General features: G+C 59.7%; 16 protein-coding genes. All 16 read left to right on the forward strand.

Features of this window, described 5'->3' with window-relative positions; translation table 11 throughout:
• Positions 1–515 precede the first annotated feature (515 nt).
• Positions 516–2,408, forward strand: a complete 1,893-nt coding sequence (mnmG, locus tag J7573_RS05610) for a tRNA uridine-5-carboxymethylaminomethyl(34) synthesis enzyme MnmG (protein WP_294327051.1) — start codon at positions 516–518, stop codon at positions 2,406–2,408.
• The gene (rsmG, locus tag J7573_RS05615; RefSeq protein WP_110638902.1) at positions 2,405–3,055 is read left to right on the forward strand and encodes a 16S rRNA (guanine(527)-N(7))-methyltransferase RsmG; all 651 of its coding nucleotides are present in this window, start codon (positions 2,405–2,407) and stop codon (positions 3,053–3,055) included. Before mnmG ends, rsmG begins: the two co-directional genes overlap by 4 nt.
• 18 nt (positions 3,056–3,073) lie before the next feature.
• A complete protein-coding gene (locus J7573_RS05620) occupies positions 3,074–3,865 on the forward strand; it encodes a ParA family protein (protein ID WP_060507762.1) in 792 nt (263 codons plus the stop codon).
• A gap of 9 nt (positions 3,866–3,874) precedes the next feature.
• Positions 3,875–4,747, forward strand: a complete 873-nt coding sequence (locus J7573_RS05625; RefSeq protein WP_294327059.1) for a ParB/RepB/Spo0J family partition protein — start codon at positions 3,875–3,877, stop codon at positions 4,745–4,747.
• Between the two features lie 149 nt (positions 4,748–4,896).
• The gene (locus J7573_RS05630; protein ID WP_043199916.1) at positions 4,897–5,304 is read left to right on the forward strand and encodes a F0F1 ATP synthase subunit I; all 408 of its coding nucleotides are present in this window, start codon (positions 4,897–4,899) and stop codon (positions 5,302–5,304) included.
• 16 nt (positions 5,305–5,320) lie between these two features.
• Positions 5,321–6,190 (forward strand): F0F1 ATP synthase subunit A, encoded by an 870-nt coding sequence (gene atpB, locus J7573_RS05635; RefSeq protein WP_294327064.1) that lies wholly within the window; start codon positions 5,321–5,323, stop codon positions 6,188–6,190.
• A gap of 143 nt (positions 6,191–6,333) precedes the next feature.
• The gene (gene atpE / locus J7573_RS05640) at positions 6,334–6,591 is read left to right on the forward strand and encodes a F0F1 ATP synthase subunit C (protein WP_003097235.1); all 258 of its coding nucleotides are present in this window, start codon (positions 6,334–6,336) and stop codon (positions 6,589–6,591) included.
• A gap of 57 nt (positions 6,592–6,648) precedes the next feature.
• On the forward strand, positions 6,649–7,119 hold the full coding sequence (locus J7573_RS05645) for a F0F1 ATP synthase subunit B (protein ID WP_027917106.1): 471 nt from the start codon (positions 6,649–6,651) through the stop codon (positions 7,117–7,119).
• Between the two features lie 12 nt (positions 7,120–7,131).
• Complete coding sequence (locus J7573_RS05650; protein ID WP_003253191.1) at positions 7,132–7,668, forward strand: F0F1 ATP synthase subunit delta; 537 nt, start codon at positions 7,132–7,134, stop codon at positions 7,666–7,668.
• Between the two features lie 21 nt (positions 7,669–7,689).
• Positions 7,690–9,234 (forward strand): F0F1 ATP synthase subunit alpha, encoded by a 1,545-nt coding sequence (gene atpA, locus J7573_RS05655; RefSeq protein ID WP_016712768.1) that lies wholly within the window; start codon positions 7,690–7,692, stop codon positions 9,232–9,234.
• Between the two features lie 48 nt (positions 9,235–9,282).
• Positions 9,283–10,143: a F0F1 ATP synthase subunit gamma gene (gene atpG / locus J7573_RS05660; RefSeq protein ID WP_013974905.1), complete on the forward strand. Its 861-nt coding sequence runs from the start codon at positions 9,283–9,285 to the stop codon at positions 10,141–10,143.
• A gap of 27 nt (positions 10,144–10,170) precedes the next feature.
• On the forward strand, positions 10,171–11,547 hold the full coding sequence (gene atpD / locus J7573_RS05665) for a F0F1 ATP synthase subunit beta (RefSeq protein WP_008092236.1): 1,377 nt from the start codon (positions 10,171–10,173) through the stop codon (positions 11,545–11,547).
• A gap of 44 nt (positions 11,548–11,591) precedes the next feature.
• On the forward strand, positions 11,592–12,011 hold the full coding sequence (locus J7573_RS05670; protein WP_103448396.1) for a F0F1 ATP synthase subunit epsilon: 420 nt from the start codon (positions 11,592–11,594) through the stop codon (positions 12,009–12,011).
• 121 nt (positions 12,012–12,132) lie between these two features.
• Positions 12,133–13,500: a bifunctional UDP-N-acetylglucosamine diphosphorylase/glucosamine-1-phosphate N-acetyltransferase GlmU gene (glmU, locus tag J7573_RS05675; protein ID WP_294330142.1), complete on the forward strand. Its 1,368-nt coding sequence runs from the start codon at positions 12,133–12,135 to the stop codon at positions 13,498–13,500.
• Positions 13,501–13,649: 149 nt separating this feature from the next.
• The gene (locus tag J7573_RS05680; protein ID WP_294330144.1) at positions 13,650–14,426 is read left to right on the forward strand and encodes a DeoR family transcriptional regulator; all 777 of its coding nucleotides are present in this window, start codon (positions 13,650–13,652) and stop codon (positions 14,424–14,426) included.
• A gap of 2 nt (positions 14,427–14,428) precedes the next feature.
• Complete coding sequence (gene glmS / locus J7573_RS05685; protein ID WP_294330146.1) at positions 14,429–16,264, forward strand: glutamine--fructose-6-phosphate transaminase (isomerizing); 1,836 nt, start codon at positions 14,429–14,431, stop codon at positions 16,262–16,264.
• Positions 16,265–16,575: the final 311 nt, after the last annotated feature.

Here is a 16,575-nt window from a genome sequence, read left to right on the forward strand (position 1 = left end):
TTTTTTTGCCTGCAATTTATCCACTCGTCGGATCTTTCAAAAACCACACCGACCCCTGTGGGAGCGGCTTTAGCCGCGAAGAGGCCCGTTCAGGCCTGCAGAAATCCCTCCACAGGTACAAAACCCTGTTCAGGAGCCCTGTGGAAAACCCACCTTCAGCTCCGTTGATAAGCAGGCATTTTTTCTGAGGACAAATCCACCTGTGGGTAAACAGCCATTTAATCCACAGGCTAAAAGACCTTATCCATAGCCCTCATGGTGGGTAAGCCACAGGGTTCAATTTTGCTGTAAATCAGATAGCTAAAGGGCTACAGAACCTTATCCACAGGCAAGGCTGTGCATAAGAATAAACATAAAAACAAAGCTTTTTTAAATTTCTCCTCTTTGATTTCTGTTGTCTGCCATTCATCCACAGACTGGTCAAAATTTGCTCAGACGGTTCCTTTAGAGGGGGTGAAGTCCCTATACTTGTCGGCTTACCTTCTCTATTCGCAAAAACAGGCACGAGGTGCGTGGTGGATTTCCCTTCCCGTTTTGAAGTGATCGTCATCGGCGGCGGCCATGCCGGTACCGAGGCTGCGCTTGCGTCAGCACGCATGGGTGTGAAAACCCTGCTGTTGACCCATAACGTGGAAACCCTCGGTCACATGAGTTGCAACCCGGCCATTGGTGGCATCGGCAAAAGCCATCTGGTCAAAGAGATCGATGCACTCGGCGGCGCCATGGCGCTGGCCACCGACAAGAGCGGCATCCAGTTCCGCATCCTGAACAACCGCAAGGGCCCGGCCGTACGTGCCACCCGTGCGCAAGCCGACCGCGCCATCTACAAGGCGGTGGTACGCGAGATCCTGGAAAACCAGCCGAACCTGTGGATATTCCAGCAGTCCTGTGATGACCTGATCGTCGAACAGGACCAGGTCAAAGGCGTGGTGACGCAGATGGGTCTGCGCTTCTTCGCCGAATCCGTGGTGCTGACCACCGGTACTTTCCTCGGTGGCCTTATCCACATCGGTCTGCAGAACCATTCCGGTGGTCGCGCCGGCGATCCCCCATCGATTGCCCTGGCTCACCGCATGCGTGAACTGCCGCTGCGAGTCGGCCGCTTGAAAACCGGTACGCCTCCGCGTATCGATGGGCGTTCCGTGGACTTTTCGGTGATGACCGAGCAGCCAGGCGACACGCCGATCCCGGTGATGTCGTTCATGGGCAATGCCGAGATGCACCCGCGCCAGGTGAGCTGCTGGATTACCCACACCAACGCCCGCACCCACGAGATCATTGCCTCGAACCTCGACCGTTCGCCGATGTACTCCGGGGTGATCGAAGGTGTCGGTCCGCGCTATTGCCCGTCGATCGAAGACAAGATCCACCGCTTTGCCGACAAGGAAAGCCACCAGGTGTTCATCGAGCCGGAAGGCCTGACCACCCACGAGCTTTACCCCAACGGTATTTCCACTTCGCTGCCGTTCGACGTGCAGCTGGAGCTGGTGCGCTCGATCCGCGGCATGGAAAACGCCCATATCGTTCGCCCGGGCTACGCCATCGAGTACGATTACTTCGACCCGCGTGACCTGAAGTACAGCCTCGAGACCAAAGTCATCGGTGGTCTGTTCTTCGCCGGCCAGATCAACGGCACCACTGGCTACGAAGAAGCCGGCGCCCAAGGCCTGCTGGCCGGGACCAACGCCGCGCTGCGTGCGCAAGGCCGCGAAAGCTGGTGCCCGCGTCGCGACGAGGCGTACATCGGCGTACTGGTCGACGACCTGATTACCCTGGGTACCCAGGAGCCGTATCGCATGTTCACTTCGCGCGCCGAATACCGGCTGATCCTGCGCGAAGACAACGCCGACCTGCGCCTGACCGAAAAAGGTCGTGAGCTCGGCCTGATCGACGACGATCGCTGGGCCGCGTTCTGCGCCAAGCGCGACGGCATCGAACGTGAAGAGCAGCGTCTGAAGTCGACCTGGGTGCGCCCGAACACCGAGCAAGGCCAAGCCATTGTGGATAAGTTCGGCACCCCGCTGGCCCACGAGTACAGCCTGCTCAACCTGCTGGCCCGGCCAGAGATCGACTATGCCGGGCTGATCGAAGCGACCGGCGGTGCAGAAATCGATCCACAGGTCGCCGAGCAGGTCGAGATCAAGACCAAGTACGCCGGTTACATCGACCGCCAACAGGACGAGATCGCTCGCCTGCGCGCCAGCGAAGACACCCGCCTGCCTGTGGATATCGACTACACCACCATTTCCGGGCTGTCGAAGGAAATCCAGGGCAAGCTCGGCCAGACCCGTCCGGAGACCCTGGGCCAGGCTTCGCGTATCCCCGGCGTTACCCCGGCGGCGATTTCCCTGTTGCTGATTCATCTGAAAAAACGCGGCGCTGGCCGCGAATTGGAGCAAAGCGCTTGAGTTCCCTGGTCACCCCGCAACACGCCGAAGAGTTGTCCACAGGTGCGCGCCAGCTCGGTGTCGAGCTGAGCGCCGAGCAGCACGAGAAGCTGCTGGGCTACCTGGCCCTGTTGATCAAATGGAACAAAGCCTACAACCTCACTGCCGTGCGCGATCCGGACGAGATGGTGTCCCGCCATCTGCTCGACAGCCTAAGCGTCATGTCGTTTATCCACAGCGAGCGTGACAACTGGCTGGATGTTGGCAGCGGCGGTGGCATGCCCGGCATTCCTTTGGCTATCCTGCATCCGCACAAGCAGGTGACGGTGCTGGACGCCAATGGCAAGAAGACGCGCTTCCTGACCCAGGTGAAAATGGAACTGAAACTGGACAACCTCACGGTTATCCACAGCCGGGTCGAAGCCTTCCAGCCGTCGCTACCGTTCAGCGGAATCATCTCTCGCGCCTTCAGCAGCATGGAGAACTTCACCAACTGGACCCGCCATCTGGGCGACACCGGGACGCAATGGCTTGCAATGAAGGGGCTGCATCCTGCCGATGAACTGGTAGCATTGCCCGCAGACTTCACAGTGGAAAGCGAGCAGGCCCTGACCGTTCCAGGTTGCCAGGGCCAGCGCCATCTGCTGATACTGCGCCGCAAGGCTTGACTGGGAACACACGCAACAATGGCTAAGGTATTCGCAATCGCGAACCAGAAAGGTGGTGTCGGCAAGACCACCACCTGTATCAACCTCGCAGCATCGCTGGCCGCGACCAAGCGTCGTGTGCTGCTGATCGACCTCGATCCCCAGGGCAACGCGACCATGGGCAGCGGTGTGGACAAACACGAACTCGAGCATTCGGTCTATGACCTGCTGATCGGGGAATGCGACCTTGCCCAGGCCATGCACTACTCCGAGCATGGAGCCTACCAGCTGCTGCCTGCCAACCGCGACCTGACCGCCGCGGAAGTGGTGCTGCTGGAAATGCAGGTCAAAGAGAGCCGCCTGCGCAACGCGCTGGCGCCGATCCGCGAAAACTACGATTTCATCCTCATCGACTGCCCGCCGTCGCTGTCGATGCTGACGCTCAACGCGCTGGTCGCCTCCGATGGCGTGATCATCCCGATGCAGTGCGAATACTACGCACTGGAAGGTCTCAGCGACCTTGTGGATAACATCAAGCGCATCGCTGCCCGGTTGAACCCGCAGCTGAAGATCGAAGGCCTGCTGCGGACCATGTACGACCCGCGCCTGAGCCTGAACAACGATGTTTCGGCGCAGCTCAAGGAACACTTCGGCGAGCAACTGTACGACACGGTCATTCCGCGCAACATCCGCCTGGCCGAGGCCCCGAGCTTCGGCATGCCGGCGCTGGCCTACGACAAGCAATCGCGTGGCGCACTGGCCTATCTGGCCCTGGCCGGGGAACTGGTACGCCGTCAACGCCGTCAATCTCGCACTGCACAAACAACTTAAGGAATCCGCATGGCCGTTAAGAAACGGGGTCTCGGACGTGGGTTGGATGCACTGCTCAGTGGTCCTTCCGTCAGCGCGCTCGAAGAGCAGGCTGTGACGATCGACCAGAAAGAACTGCAACACCTGCCCGTCGAACTGATCCAGCGCGGCAAGTACCAGCCGCGCCGTGACATGGACCCCGAGGCACTGGAAGAACTCGCGCACTCGATTCGCAACCACGGCGTGATGCAGCCGATCGTGGTCCGCCCGATCGACGGTAGCCGCTACGAGATCATTGCCGGTGAGCGCCGCTGGCGCGCCACCCAGCAGGCCGGTCTCGACACCATCCCGGCGATGGTGCGCGAAGTGCCGGATGAAGCCGCCATCGCCATGGCGCTGATCGAGAACATTCAGCGCGAGGACCTCAACCCGCTGGAAGAAGCCCTGGCCCTGCAGCGCCTGCAGCAGGAGTTCGAGCTGACCCAGCAACAGGTGGCCGATGCCGTGGGCAAGTCGCGGGTCACCGTGGCCAACCTGCTGCGCCTGATCTCGCTGCCCGAGGCGATCAAGACCATGCTCGCCCACGGCGACCTGGAAATGGGCCACGCCCGTGCCTTGCTCGGCCTCGAGGAAGATCGTCAGGAGGAGGGGGCGCGTCATGTTGTCGCACGTGGCCTCACCGTGCGCCAAACCGAGGCACTGGTCCGTCAGTGGCTCAATGGCAAGCCTGATCCGGTCGAACCGAGCAAACCTGATCCGGACATCGCGCGCCTTGAACAGCGGCTCGCAGAGCGCCTGGGCTCTGCCGTGCAGATACGCCACGGCAACAAGGGCAAAGGCCAATTGGTTATTCGCTACAACTCGCTTGACGAGTTGCAAGGCGTGCTTGCTCACATCCGCTGAAACAATTCCCGTTGTAGCGCGCAGTCGGAAATCACTACCGAAGAGTTGAATAGGGGTTAATCCACCCCTATACTCTGCGCGCATTTTGTCGGCACAAATTATGCCAAGTCATAACTGACTTGTTGGTCGACTTCCGAGGAGCAGTTGTGATGGAAATCCGCACGCCAAACCGCCTGCCTTTCCATCGCTGGGCGGTTTTTCCGGTACTGCTGGCTCAATTCGTCGTACTACTGCTGGCAACCTTGGTGTTGTGGCAGTGGAAAGGGGCGGTCAGTGGATATTCAGGCCTTTGCGGAGGTTTGATTGCCTGGCTGCCCAATGTGTATTTCGCCTGGAAGGCTTTTCGCTTCAGCGGAGCTCGGGCGGCACAAGCTATCGTCAAGTCGTTTTACGCTGGCGAGGCAGGCAAGATGATTTTGACGGCAGTGCTATTTGCACTGACCTTCGCAGGAGTGAAGCCACTGGCGCCGTTGGCAGTATTCGGCGTCTTCGTGTTGACCCTTTGGGTCAGCTGGTTCGCGCCCCTGCTGATGAATAAAAGACTTTCGAGACCTTAGGGCGTTTGAGGCAACCATGGCAGAAGAAACCGCTTCGGGTTATATCCAGCACCACTTGCAGAACCTGACCTATGGTCAATTACCAGACGGCAGCTGGGGCTTCGCCCATTCGGCTGCAGAAGCCAAGGCAATGGGCTTCTGGGCGTTCCACGTGGACACCCTGGGTTGGTCCGTCGCGCTGGGTCTGATCTTCCTGTTCATCTTCCGCATGGCGGCCAAGAAGGCGACTTCCGGCCAACCAGGCGGCCTGCAGAACTTCGTTGAAGTGATGGTCGATTTCGTCCATGGCAGCGTGAAGGACTCCTTCCACGGCCGCAGCCCGGTCATTGCTCCGCTGGCGCTGACCATCTTCGTCTGGGTGTTCCTGATGAACGCCATCGACCTGGTACCGGTCGACTGGATTCCTCAGCTGGCCATGCTGATCTCCGGTGATCCGCACATTCCGTTCCGCGCCGTGTCGACCACCGACCCGAACGCGACCCTGGCCATGGCCTTCAGCGTGTTCGCCCTGATCATCTTCTACAGCATCAAGGTCAAGGGCCTGGGCGGCTTCATCGGTGAGCTCACCCTGCACCCGTTCGGCAGCAAGAACATCTTCGTTCAGATCCTGCTGATCCCAGTGAACTTCCTGCTGGAATTCGTCACCCTGATCGCCAAGCCGATCTCGCTGGCACTGCGTCTTTTCGGCAACATGTACGCCGGCGAGCTGGTGTTCATCCTGATCGCCGTGATGTTCGGCGCCGGCATCCTCTGGCTGAGCGGCCTGGGTATCGTGCTGCAGTGGGCGTGGGCTGTGTTCCACATCCTGATCATCACGCTGCAAGCTTTCATCTTCATGATGCTGACCATCGTCTACCTGTCGATGGCTCATGAAGATAACCATTAAGACCGCCTGGCGTGTCTTGTAGCCTTCCCCGCTCGTTTGGGGGGAGGGCTTTAAAAGTCCGCAAGGGCAGCTGTACCAAACGATTTGTTTTACCGCTTCAACTTAAAAACCTAACCAATACGACGTAAAAGTCGGGAGGAAAGATGGAAACTGTAGTTGGTCTGACCGCTATCGCTGTTGCTCTGCTGATCGGCCTGGGTGCTCTGGGTACCGCCATTGGTTTCGGCCTGCTGGGCGGCAAATTCCTGGAAGGCGCTGCTCGTCAACCAGAAATGGTTCCGATGCTGCAGGTGAAAATGTTCATCGTTGCCGGTCTGCTCGACGCCGTAACCATGATCGGTGTTGGTATCGCTCTGTTCTTCACCTTCGCGAATCCGTTCGTTGGTCAGATCGCCGGCTAATCACTCGTAACCACGAGTTGATGGCTGTGATGAATTAAGACCGAGCGAGGTGTTGGCGTGAACATTAATGCAACCCTGATTGGCCAATCCGTTGCCTTCCTGATTTTTGTACTCTTCTGCATGAAGTACGTATGGCCTCCGGTCATCACTGCTCTGCAAGAGCGTCAAAAGAAGATTGCCGACGGCTTGGACGCTGCCAACCGCGCAGCTCGCGACCTGGAGCTGGCCCAAGAGAAAGTGGGTCAGCAACTGCGTGAAGCTAAAGCACAGGCAGCCGAAATCATTGAGCAAAGCAAGAAACGCGCTGCTCAGCTTGTCGAGGAAGCCCGTGATCAGGCCCGCGTCGAAGCTGACCGTGTGAAGGCTCAGGCTCTGGCCGAGATCGAACAGGAACTGAACAGTGCTAAAGACGCCCTGCGTGCCCAAGTGGGTGCCCTGGCCGTTGGCGGTGCTGAAAAGATCCTTGGCGCCACAATCGATCAAAACGCGCATGCGGAGCTGGTTAACAAACTGGCCGCTGAAATTTAAGCGAGGGCGATCATGGCAGAACTGACCACGTTGGCCCGACCTTACGCTAAGGCTGCCTTTGAGCATGCCCAGGCCCATCAGCAACTGGCCAATTGGTCAGCCATGCTCGGCCTGGCTGCTGCGGTGTCGCAAGACGACACCATGCAGCGCCTGCTCAAGGCCCCGCGACTGACGAGCGCAGAAAAGGCCGCCACGTTCATTGACGTGTGCGGTGACAAGTTCAATGCACAGGCACAGAATTTCATTCATGTTGCCGCGGAAAACGACCGTCTCCTGCTTCTGCCGGAGATTGCCGCCCTGTTCGACCTGTACAAGGCCGAGCAAGAGAAATCCGTGGACGTGGAAGTCACCAGTGCCTTCGCGTTGAACCAAGAACAGCAAGACAAACTCGCCAAGGTTCTCAGTGCACGGCTAGGCCAGGAAGTTCGCCTGCACGCGTCGGAGGATGCCAGCCTGATTGGCGGCGTCGTCATCCGCGCTGGTGACCTGGTAATCGATGGCTCTGTTCGCGGCAAGATCGCGAAACTGGCCGAAGCATTGAAATCTTGAGTTTGAAGGGGCAGCAGAGCAATGCAGCAACTCAATCCTTCCGAAATTAGTGAAATCATCAAGGGCCGCATCGACAACCTCGATGTGAGCTCCCAAGCCCGTAACGAAGGTACCGTTGTTTCGGTATCCGACGGTATCGTGCGGATCCACGGTCTGGCCGACGTCATGTACGGCGAAATGATCGAGTTCCCTGGCAGCGTATTCGGCATGGCCCTGAACCTGGAGCAAGACTCCGTAGGTGCAGTGATCCTGGGTGCCTATGACACCCTCGCCGAAGGCATGAGCGCCAAGTGCACCGGCCGTATCCTGGAAGTTCCGGTTGGTAAGGAACTGCTGGGTCGCGTCGTTGACGCACTGGGCAACCCGATCGACGGCAAAGGTCCTCTGGGCAACACTCAGACCGACGCGGTCGAGAAAGTAGCTCCAGGCGTGATCTGGCGTAAGTCGGTAGACCAGCCTGTACAGACTGGCTACAAGTCCGTCGACGCCATGATCCCTGTCGGCCGTGGCCAGCGCGAGCTGATCATCGGTGACCGTCAGATCGGCAAGACCGCCATGGCCATCGACGCCATCATCAACCAGAAAGACTCCGGTATTTTCTGTGTTTATGTTGCTGTCGGCCAGAAGCGTTCCACCGTTGCCAACATCGTTCGCAAGCTGGAAGAAGCCGGCGCCCTGGCCAACACCATCGTGGTCGTTGCCAGTGCTTCGGAATCCGCCGCACTGCAGTTCCTGGCGCCATACGCCGGCTGCACCATGGGCGAGTTCTTCCGTGACCGCGGTGAAGACGCCCTGATCGTTTACGATGACCTGTCCAAGCAGGCCGTTGCCTACCGTCAGATCTCCCTGCTGCTGCGCCGTCCACCAGGACGTGAAGCGTACCCAGGTGACGTGTTCTATCTCCACTCCCGTCTGCTGGAGCGTGCATCGCGCGTTTCGGAAGAGTACGTCGAGAAGTTCACCAACGGCGCAGTCACTGGCAAGACCGGTTCCCTGACCGCCCTGCCGATCATCGAAACCCAGGCTGGCGACGTTTCCGCGTTCGTTCCGACCAACGTGATTTCCATCACCGACGGTCAGATCTTCCTGGAATCGGCCATGTTCAACTCGGGCATCCGCCCTGCAGTGAACGCCGGTGTTTCGGTATCCCGCGTAGGTGGTGCCGCTCAGACCAAGATCATCAAGAAGCTGTCCGGTGGTATTCGTACCGCTCTGGCTCAGTACCGTGAACTGGCTGCATTCGCCCAGTTCGCTTCCGATCTGGACGAAGCGACCCGCAAGCAGCTGGAGCATGGTCAGCGCGTAACCGAGCTGATGAAGCAGAAGCAGTACGCGCCAATGTCCATCGCGGACATGGCCCTGTCGCTGTACGCCGCTGAGCGTGGTTTCCTGACTGACGTAGAAGTCTCCAAGATCGGCAGCTTCGAGCAAGCACTGATCGCCTTCTTCAACCGTGATCACGCCGAACTGATGGCGAAGATCAACGTGAAGGGTGACTTCAACGACGAAATCGACGCTGGCCTGAAAGCCGGTATCGAGAAGTTCAAGGCCACCCAGACCTGGTAAGCCGCAGCGGGGGCTCCGGCCCCCGCTTGCTAACCTGATAGGTGATACATGGCAGGCGCAAAAGAGATTCGCAGTAAGATTGCGAGCATCAAAAGCACGCAAAAAATTACCAGCGCCATGGAGAAAGTGGCGGTCAGCAAGATGCGCAAGGCACAAATGCGCATGGCTGCTAGCCGTCCTTACGCGGAGCGTATCCGCCAGGTGATCGGTCATCTGGCCAACGCCAACCCGGAATACCGCCACCCGTTCATGATCGAGCGCCCTGTAAAGCGCGCCGGTTATATCGTGGTGAGCAGTGACCGTGGTCTGTGCGGTGGCTTGAACACCAACCTGTTCAAGGCCCTGGTCAAGGACATGAACGAAAACCGCGAACAGGGCGTTGAAATCGACCTGTGCGTGATCGGCAGCAAGGGTGCGACTTTCTTCCGCATCTTTGGCGGCAACGTCGTAGCCGCGATCAGCCACCTGGGCGAAGAGCCATCGATCAACGATCTGATCGGCTCCGTCAAAGTGATGCTGGACGCCTACCTGGACGGCCGTATCGATCGCCTCTCGGTGGTTTCGAACAAGTTCATCAACACCATGACCCAAAAACCGACGGTCGAGCAATTGGTACCGTTGGTGGCAACCCCGGATCAGGATCTCAAGCATCACTGGGATTACCTGTACGAACCCGACGCAAAAGAGCTGCTGGACGGCTTGATGGTGCGTTACGTGGAGTCGCAGGTATACCAGGCGGTGGTCGAGAACAACGCTGCTGAACAAGCGGCCCGGATGATCGCCATGAAGAACGCCACAGACAACGCCGGTGATTTGATCAAAGAGCTGCAGTTGATCTACAACAAGGCGCGTCAGGCTGCGATCACCCAGGAGATCTCGGAAATCGTCGGCGGCGCTGCCGCGGTTTAACGGTTCAAAAATTCAGAGGATCCAGCTATGAGTAGCGGACGTATCGTTCAAATCATCGGCGCCGTCATCGACGTGGAATTCCCACGTGACGTCGTACCGAGTGTTTACAACGCGCTGAAAGTACAAGGCGCGGAAACCACCCTCGAAGTTCAGCAGCAGCTGGGCGACGGCGTGGTTCGTACCATTGCGATGGGCTCGACCGAAGGCCTGAAGCGCGGTCTGGATGTCGTCGACACCGGCGCTGCCATTTCCGTTCCAGTTGGTAAGGCCACCCTGGGCCGTATCATGGACGTACTGGGCAACCCGATCGACGAAGCCGGCCCGATCGGCGAAGAAGAGCGTCGCGGTATCCACCAGCCAGCGCCTTCGTTCGCTGACCAGGCAGGCGGCAACGACCTGCTGGAAACCGGCATCAAGGTTATCGACCTGGTTTGCCCGTTCGCCAAGGGTGGTAAGGTTGGTCTGTTCGGTGGTGCCGGCGTCGGCAAGACCGTAAACATGATGGAACTGATCCGTAACATCGCCATGGAACACAGCGGTTACTCCGTGTTCGCTGGTGTGGGTGAGCGTACTCGTGAGGGTAACGACTTCTACCACGAGATGAAGGACTCCAACGTTCTCGACAAGGTAGCGCTGGTCTACGGTCAGATGAACGAGCCACCAGGAAACCGTCTGCGCGTAGCGCTGACCGGCCTGACCATGGCTGAGAAGTTCCGTGACGAAGGTAACGACGTTCTGCTGTTCGTCGACAACATCTATCGTTACACCTTGGCCGGTACCGAAGTATCCGCACTGCTGGGCCGTATGCCTTCGGCAGTAGGTTACCAGCCGACTTTGGCCGAAGAGATGGGCGTTCTGCAAGAGCGTATCACTTCGACCAAAGAAGGCTCGATCACCTCCGTACAGGCCGTATACGTACCTGCGGACGACCTGACCGACCCGTCGCCAGCGACCACCTTCGCCCACTTGGACGCCACCGTCGTTCTGTCCCGTGACATCGCCTCCCTGGGTATCTACCCAGCGGTCGACCCACTGGACTCGACTTCGCGCCAGCTGGACCCGAACGTGATCGGCAACGAACACTACGACACCGCTCGTGGCGTTCAGTATGTGCTGCAGCGCTACAAAGAGCTGAAGGACATCATCGCGATCCTGGGTATGGACGAACTGTCCGAAAGCGACAAGCAACTGGTAGCCCGCGCTCGTAAGATCCAGCGCTTCCTGTCGCAGCCGTTCTTCGTGGCCGAAGTCTTCACCGGTTCGCCAGGCAAGTACGTTTCCCTGAAAGACACCATCGCTGGCTTCAGCGGCATCCTCAAAGGTGACTACGACCACCTGCCAGAACAAGCGTTCTACATGGTCGGCAGCATCGACGAAGCGATCGAGAAAGCCAAGAAACTGTAATCCCGGCGCCCCGCAAGGGGCGCTAATCAGGTTGAGGCAAGCAGATGGCTATGACAGTCCATTGCGATATCGTCAGCGCGGAAGGAGAAATCTTCTCCGGCCTGGTCGAGATGGTAGTAGCGCACGGCAACCTGGGCGATCTTGGTATCGCTCCAGGCCACGCCCCGCTGATCACCAATCTCAAGCCGGGTCCGATCACGCTGACCAAGCAAGGTGGCGATCGTGAGGTGTTCTACATCTCCGGTGGCTTCCTCGAAGTGCAGCCGAACATGGTCAAGGTTCTTGCCGACACCGTGCAGCGCGCTGCCGACCTGGACGAAGCTCAGGCTCAGGAAGCCCTCAAGGCTGCTGAGAACGCCCTGAATGCGAAAAGCGCGGACTTCGACTACGGTGCTGCTGCCGCACGCCTGGCCGAGGCTGCAGCTCAGCTGCGTACCGTCCAGCAAATGCGCAAAGGCAAGTAATCCGGTTTCGGCCGCATTTTTGCGTTGCGATTGAGTTAAAGGGTAGCCTCGGCTACCCTTTTTCTTTTTCTGAATTCTCCTCTTCGGTCATCCCTGACCGCCCAGGATTGGTAGCCAGTCAATGTCCCTTGATATCGTTATTCTCGCCGCCGGCCAAGGTACTCGCATGCGTTCGGCGCTGCCCAAGGTGCTGCACCCGGTAGCCGGCAACTCCATGCTCGGCCACGTTATCCACAGTGCACGCCAGCTTCAGCCCCAAGGCATCCACGTGGTCATCGGCCACGGCGCCGAGCGGGTACGTGAGCGCCTGGCAGCCGACGACCTGAATTTCGTCATGCAGGACAAGCAGTTGGGTACCGGCCATGCCGTTGCGCAGGCATTGCCGGCGATCACCGCCGAAACGGTGCTGGTGCTTTATGGCGATGTACCGCTGATCGAAGTGGAAACCCTGCAGCGCCTGCTGGCCAAGGCCAGCGACAAGCAGCTGGCCCTGCTCACCGTTACGCTGCAGGACCCGACCGGTTATGGCCGCATCGTGCGTGATGGCGAAGGCCAGGTAACCGCTATCGTCGAGCACAAGGACGCCAGCGAAGCACAGAAGGCGATCAAGGAAGGCAACACCGGCATCCTGGCCATGCCGGCCGCGCGCCTGGCCGACTGGATGGGCCGCCTGTCGAACAACAATGCTCAGGGCGAGTACTACCTCACGGACGTCATCGCCATGGCGGTGGCCGACGGGCTGGTGGTTGCCACCGAGCAGCCGCACGACCCGATGGAAGTGCAGGGCGCCAATGACCGTCGCCAGCTGTCGGAACTCGAGCGCCATTACCAGCTGCGCGAAGGCCGCCGGCTGATGGCCCAGGGTGTCACCCTGCGCGACCCTGCACGCTTCGATGTGCGTGGCGAAGTGACCGTTGGTCGCGACGTGCTGATCGACATCAACGTGATCCTCGAAGGCAAGGTGGTCATCGAGGACGACGTGCAGATCGGCCCGAACTGCGTGATCAAGGACAGCATCCTGCGCAAGGGCGCGATCATCAAGGCCAACACTCACCTCGACGGTGCGGTTATGGGCGAGGGCAGCGATGCCGGCCCGTTCGCCCGCCTGCGCCCGGGCAGCGTGCTGGAAGCCAAGGCCCATGTGGGTAACTTCGTCGAACTGAAAAATGCCCACTTGGGTGAAGGGGCCAAGGCCGGCCACCTGACCTACCTGGGCGATGCCGAGATCGGTGCACGCACCAACATCGGTGCCGGCACCATCACCTGCAACTACGATGGCGCCAACAAGTTCAAGACCGTAATGGGTGAGGACGTGTTCATCGGCTCCAACAACTCGCTGGTGGCGCCTGTGGAAATCAAGGCGGGTGCGACTACGGCGGCCGGTTCGACCATCACTCAGGCCGTCGAAGCCGGTGACCTGGCCGTGGCGCGTGCGCGCCAGCGCAACATCTCGGGCTGGAAGCGGCCGGAGAAGATCAAGAAAAGCTGAGTTATACACAGCTGCTTCGATCGAAAGCCGACTTATGTGAATAAGTCGGCTTTTTTTGTGGCTCGGGAAATGTTGTCTACACCTTGACGAAACGCTCGTCTTAGGTTTTGATTGCAACCATTATCTTTCGAATCGAAACTTATTAGCCCATGTCGAAACGAAACACCCCCCAACGCCGCCACAACATCCTGGCCATGCTCAGTGAGCAGGGCGAGGTGAGCGTGGACGCCTTGGCCAAGCGTTTCGAAACTTCGGAAGTGACCATTCGCAAGGACCTTGCCGCGCTGGAGGCCAACGGCCTGCTGCTGCGCCGCTATGGTGGTGCTGTGCCGGTACCGCAGGAGATGCTGGGTGAAGCTGCACAACCCGTCTCTGCCTACAAGAAAGCCATCGCACGCGCCGCAGTAGGGCGAATCCGCGAGCATGCACGGATCATCATCGACAGCGGCAGCACCACCGCCGCCATGATCCCGGAACTGGGCCGTCAGCCCGGCCTGGTGGTGATGACCAACTCGTTGAACGTGGCCCGCGCCATCAGCGAGATCGAGCACGAACCAGTGCTGCTGATGACCGGTGGCACCTGGGACCCGCATTCGGAGTCGTTCCAGGGTCAGGTCGCCGAGCAGGTACTACGCTCTTACGATTTCGACCAGCTGTTCATCGGTGCCGATGGCATCGACCTGCAGCGCGGCACTACCACCTTCAATGAGCTGCTTGGACTGAGCCGAGTGATGGCCGAGGTGGCCCGCGAGGTGATCGTCATGGTCGAGTCCGACAAGGTCGGACGCAAGATCCCCAATCTCGAACTGCCTTGGGGCAGCGTGCACACCCTTATTACAGACGAACGCCTGCCCACAGCGGCACGCGAACAGATTCAAGCCCGCGGCATCAACCTGATCTGCGCCGCGATCAGCCAGGAGCAATAACCATGTGTGGAATCGTTGGTGCCGTAGCCGAGCGCAACATCACTGCCATTCTCATCGAAGGCCTCAAGCGTCTTGAGTATCGCGGGTACGACAGTGCCGGCCTGGCCGTCTACACCCAGCAGGGCGAACTGCAACGCCGCCGCCGCATCGGCAAGGTCGCCGAGCTGGAAGCTGCTGTGGCCGCCGAGCCGCTGAATGGTCAGCTGGGCATCGCCCACACCCGTTGGGCCACCCACGGTGCGCCGACCGAAGGCAACGCCCACCCGCATTTCTCTGGTAGCGAAGTCGCCGTTGTGCACAACGGCATCATCGAGAACCACGAAGAGCTGCGCGAAGAGCTGAAAGGCTTGGGTTACGTTTTCACCTCGCAGACCGATACCGAAGTTATCGTGCATCTGATCCACCATACCCTGAAGACCATTCCGGACCTGGCCGATGCGCTGAAATCCGCGGTCAAGCGCCTGCACGGTGCCTATGGCCTGGCGCTGATCAGCGTGAAACAGCCTGACCGCCTGGTCGCCGCGCGCAGCGGTAGCCCGCTGGTGATCGGCCTGGGCCATGGCGAGAACTTCCTGGCTTCCGACCAACTGGCCCTGCGTCAGGTCACCGACCGCTTCATGTACCTGGAAGAGGGCGATATCGCCGAAATCCGCCGCGACCAGGTGAAGATCTGGGACCAGGCCGGCCAGCCGGTGGTGCGTGAAACCGTGCAGTACCACGAGGGCGCCGAAGCCGCCGACAAGGGCGCCTATCGCCACTTCATGCTCAAGGAGATCCACGAGCAGCCGACCGTGGTCCAGCGCACCCTGGAAGGTCGCCTGGGCAAGGACCACGTGATGGTCCAGGCCTTCGGCCCGCAGGCTGCCGAGCTGTTCGCCAAAGTGCGCAACGTGCAGATCGTCGCCTGCGGTACCAGCTACCACGCCGGCATGGTCGCCCGTTACTGGCTGGAAAGCCTGGCTGGCATTCCTTGCCAGGTCGAAGTGGCCAGCGAGTTCCGCTATCGCAAGGTGGTGGTGCAGCCAGACACCCTGTTCGTCTCGATCTCCCAGTCCGGCGAAACCGCCGACACCCTGGCTGCCCTGCGCAATGCCAAGGAACTGGGCTTCCTCGGTAGCCTGGCCATCTGCAACGTCGGCATCAGCTCGCTGGTACGCGAGTCCGACCTGACCCTGCTGACCCTGGCCGGCCCGGAGATTGGCGTGGCTTCGACCAAGGCCTTCACCACCCAGCTGGTTTCGCTGATGCTGCTGACCCTGGCCCTGGGCCAGGTGCGTGGCACCCTCGAAGCGGGCGTCGAAGCCGGGCTGGTGGAAGAGCTGCGCCGTCTGCCAGCACGCCTGGGCGAGGCCCTGGCGATGGACGGCACCGTGGAGAAAACCGCCGAGCTGTTCGCCGACAAGCATCACACCCTGTTCCTCGGCCGTGGTGCACAGTACCCGGTGGCCATGGAAGGTGCGCTGAAGCTCAAGGAAATTTCCTACATCCACGCCGAAGCCTACCCGGCCGGTGAGCTCAAGCACGGCCCGCTGGCGCTGGTGGATAACGACATGCCAGTGGTGACTGTGGCGCCGAACAACGAACTGCTGGAGAAGCTCAAGTCCAACCTGCAGGAAGTGCGTGCCCGCGGTGGCGAGCTGGTGGTGTTCGCCGACGAGAACGCCGGCATGAGCAACGGCGAAGGCATCCACGTGATCAAGGTGCCGCACATCGCTGACGAGCTGGCGCCGATCCTCTACACCATCCCGCTGCAGCTGCTGTCGTATTACGTGGCAGTGCTGAAGGGTACTGATGTCGACCAGCCGCGTAACCTTGCGAAGTCGGTAACTGTTGAATAAGCGCTTGTTCTTCGGAAAAGCGAAATGGTTTTAGAGAATTAAAGCTGTCGCACCGCAATAAAAACTGTCGTGTACGGAGGGAGCCTTAACCGGCTCCCTTTTTCGTTGCGCTCACCGCAAGCCAGTGTCGACGCTCATCCATGGCTCTCCAAATCCATCCCGATGAATCGCTCGCCTAGTACGTCAGGCGTAACGTGCTGGAAAACGCACCCCAGGTACTCAGTGTGAAGCGGGCATTGTTGCGCCTGGTTGCCGCTGGGCGGCCCCTGCTTGACATCATCGTCATTTCTGACGATGCTTGGACTCATGAG

The organism is Pseudomonas sp. (assembly GCF_017744435.1).
In the GTDB taxonomy this organism is placed as follows: Bacteria; Pseudomonadota; Gammaproteobacteria; order Pseudomonadales; family Pseudomonadaceae; genus Aquipseudomonas.

Bases quoted from the DNA above. Each gene is read 5' to 3' on its own strand.
- atpD (WP_008092236.1), top strand. From the start codon at position 10,171: ATGAGTAGCGGACGTATCGTTCAAATCATCGGCGCCGTCATCGACGTG.
- J7573_RS05625 (WP_294327059.1), top strand. From the start codon at position 3,875: ATGGCCGTTAAGAAACGGGGTCTCGGACGTGGGTTGGATGCACTGCTC.
- atpE (WP_003097235.1), top strand. From the start codon at position 6,334: ATGGAAACTGTAGTTGGTCTGACCGCTATCGCTGTTGCTCTGCTGATC.
- glmU (WP_294330142.1), top strand. From the start codon at position 12,133: ATGTCCCTTGATATCGTTATTCTCGCCGCCGGCCAAGGTACTCGCATG.
- atpA (WP_016712768.1), top strand. From the start codon at position 7,690: ATGCAGCAACTCAATCCTTCCGAAATTAGTGAAATCATCAAGGGCCGC.
- J7573_RS05650 (WP_003253191.1), top strand. From the start codon at position 7,132: ATGGCAGAACTGACCACGTTGGCCCGACCTTACGCTAAGGCTGCCTTT.
- J7573_RS05670 (WP_103448396.1), top strand. From the start codon at position 11,592: ATGGCTATGACAGTCCATTGCGATATCGTCAGCGCGGAAGGAGAAATC.
- J7573_RS05620 (WP_060507762.1), top strand. From the start codon at position 3,074: ATGGCTAAGGTATTCGCAATCGCGAACCAGAAAGGTGGTGTCGGCAAG.
- J7573_RS05680 (WP_294330144.1), top strand. From the start codon at position 13,650: ATGTCGAAACGAAACACCCCCCAACGCCGCCACAACATCCTGGCCATG.
- atpG (WP_013974905.1), top strand. From the start codon at position 9,283: ATGGCAGGCGCAAAAGAGATTCGCAGTAAGATTGCGAGCATCAAAAGC.
- J7573_RS05630 (WP_043199916.1), top strand. From the start codon at position 4,897: ATGGAAATCCGCACGCCAAACCGCCTGCCTTTCCATCGCTGGGCGGTT.
- glmS (WP_294330146.1), top strand. From the start codon at position 14,429: ATGTGTGGAATCGTTGGTGCCGTAGCCGAGCGCAACATCACTGCCATT.
- atpB (WP_294327064.1), top strand. From the start codon at position 5,321: ATGGCAGAAGAAACCGCTTCGGGTTATATCCAGCACCACTTGCAGAAC.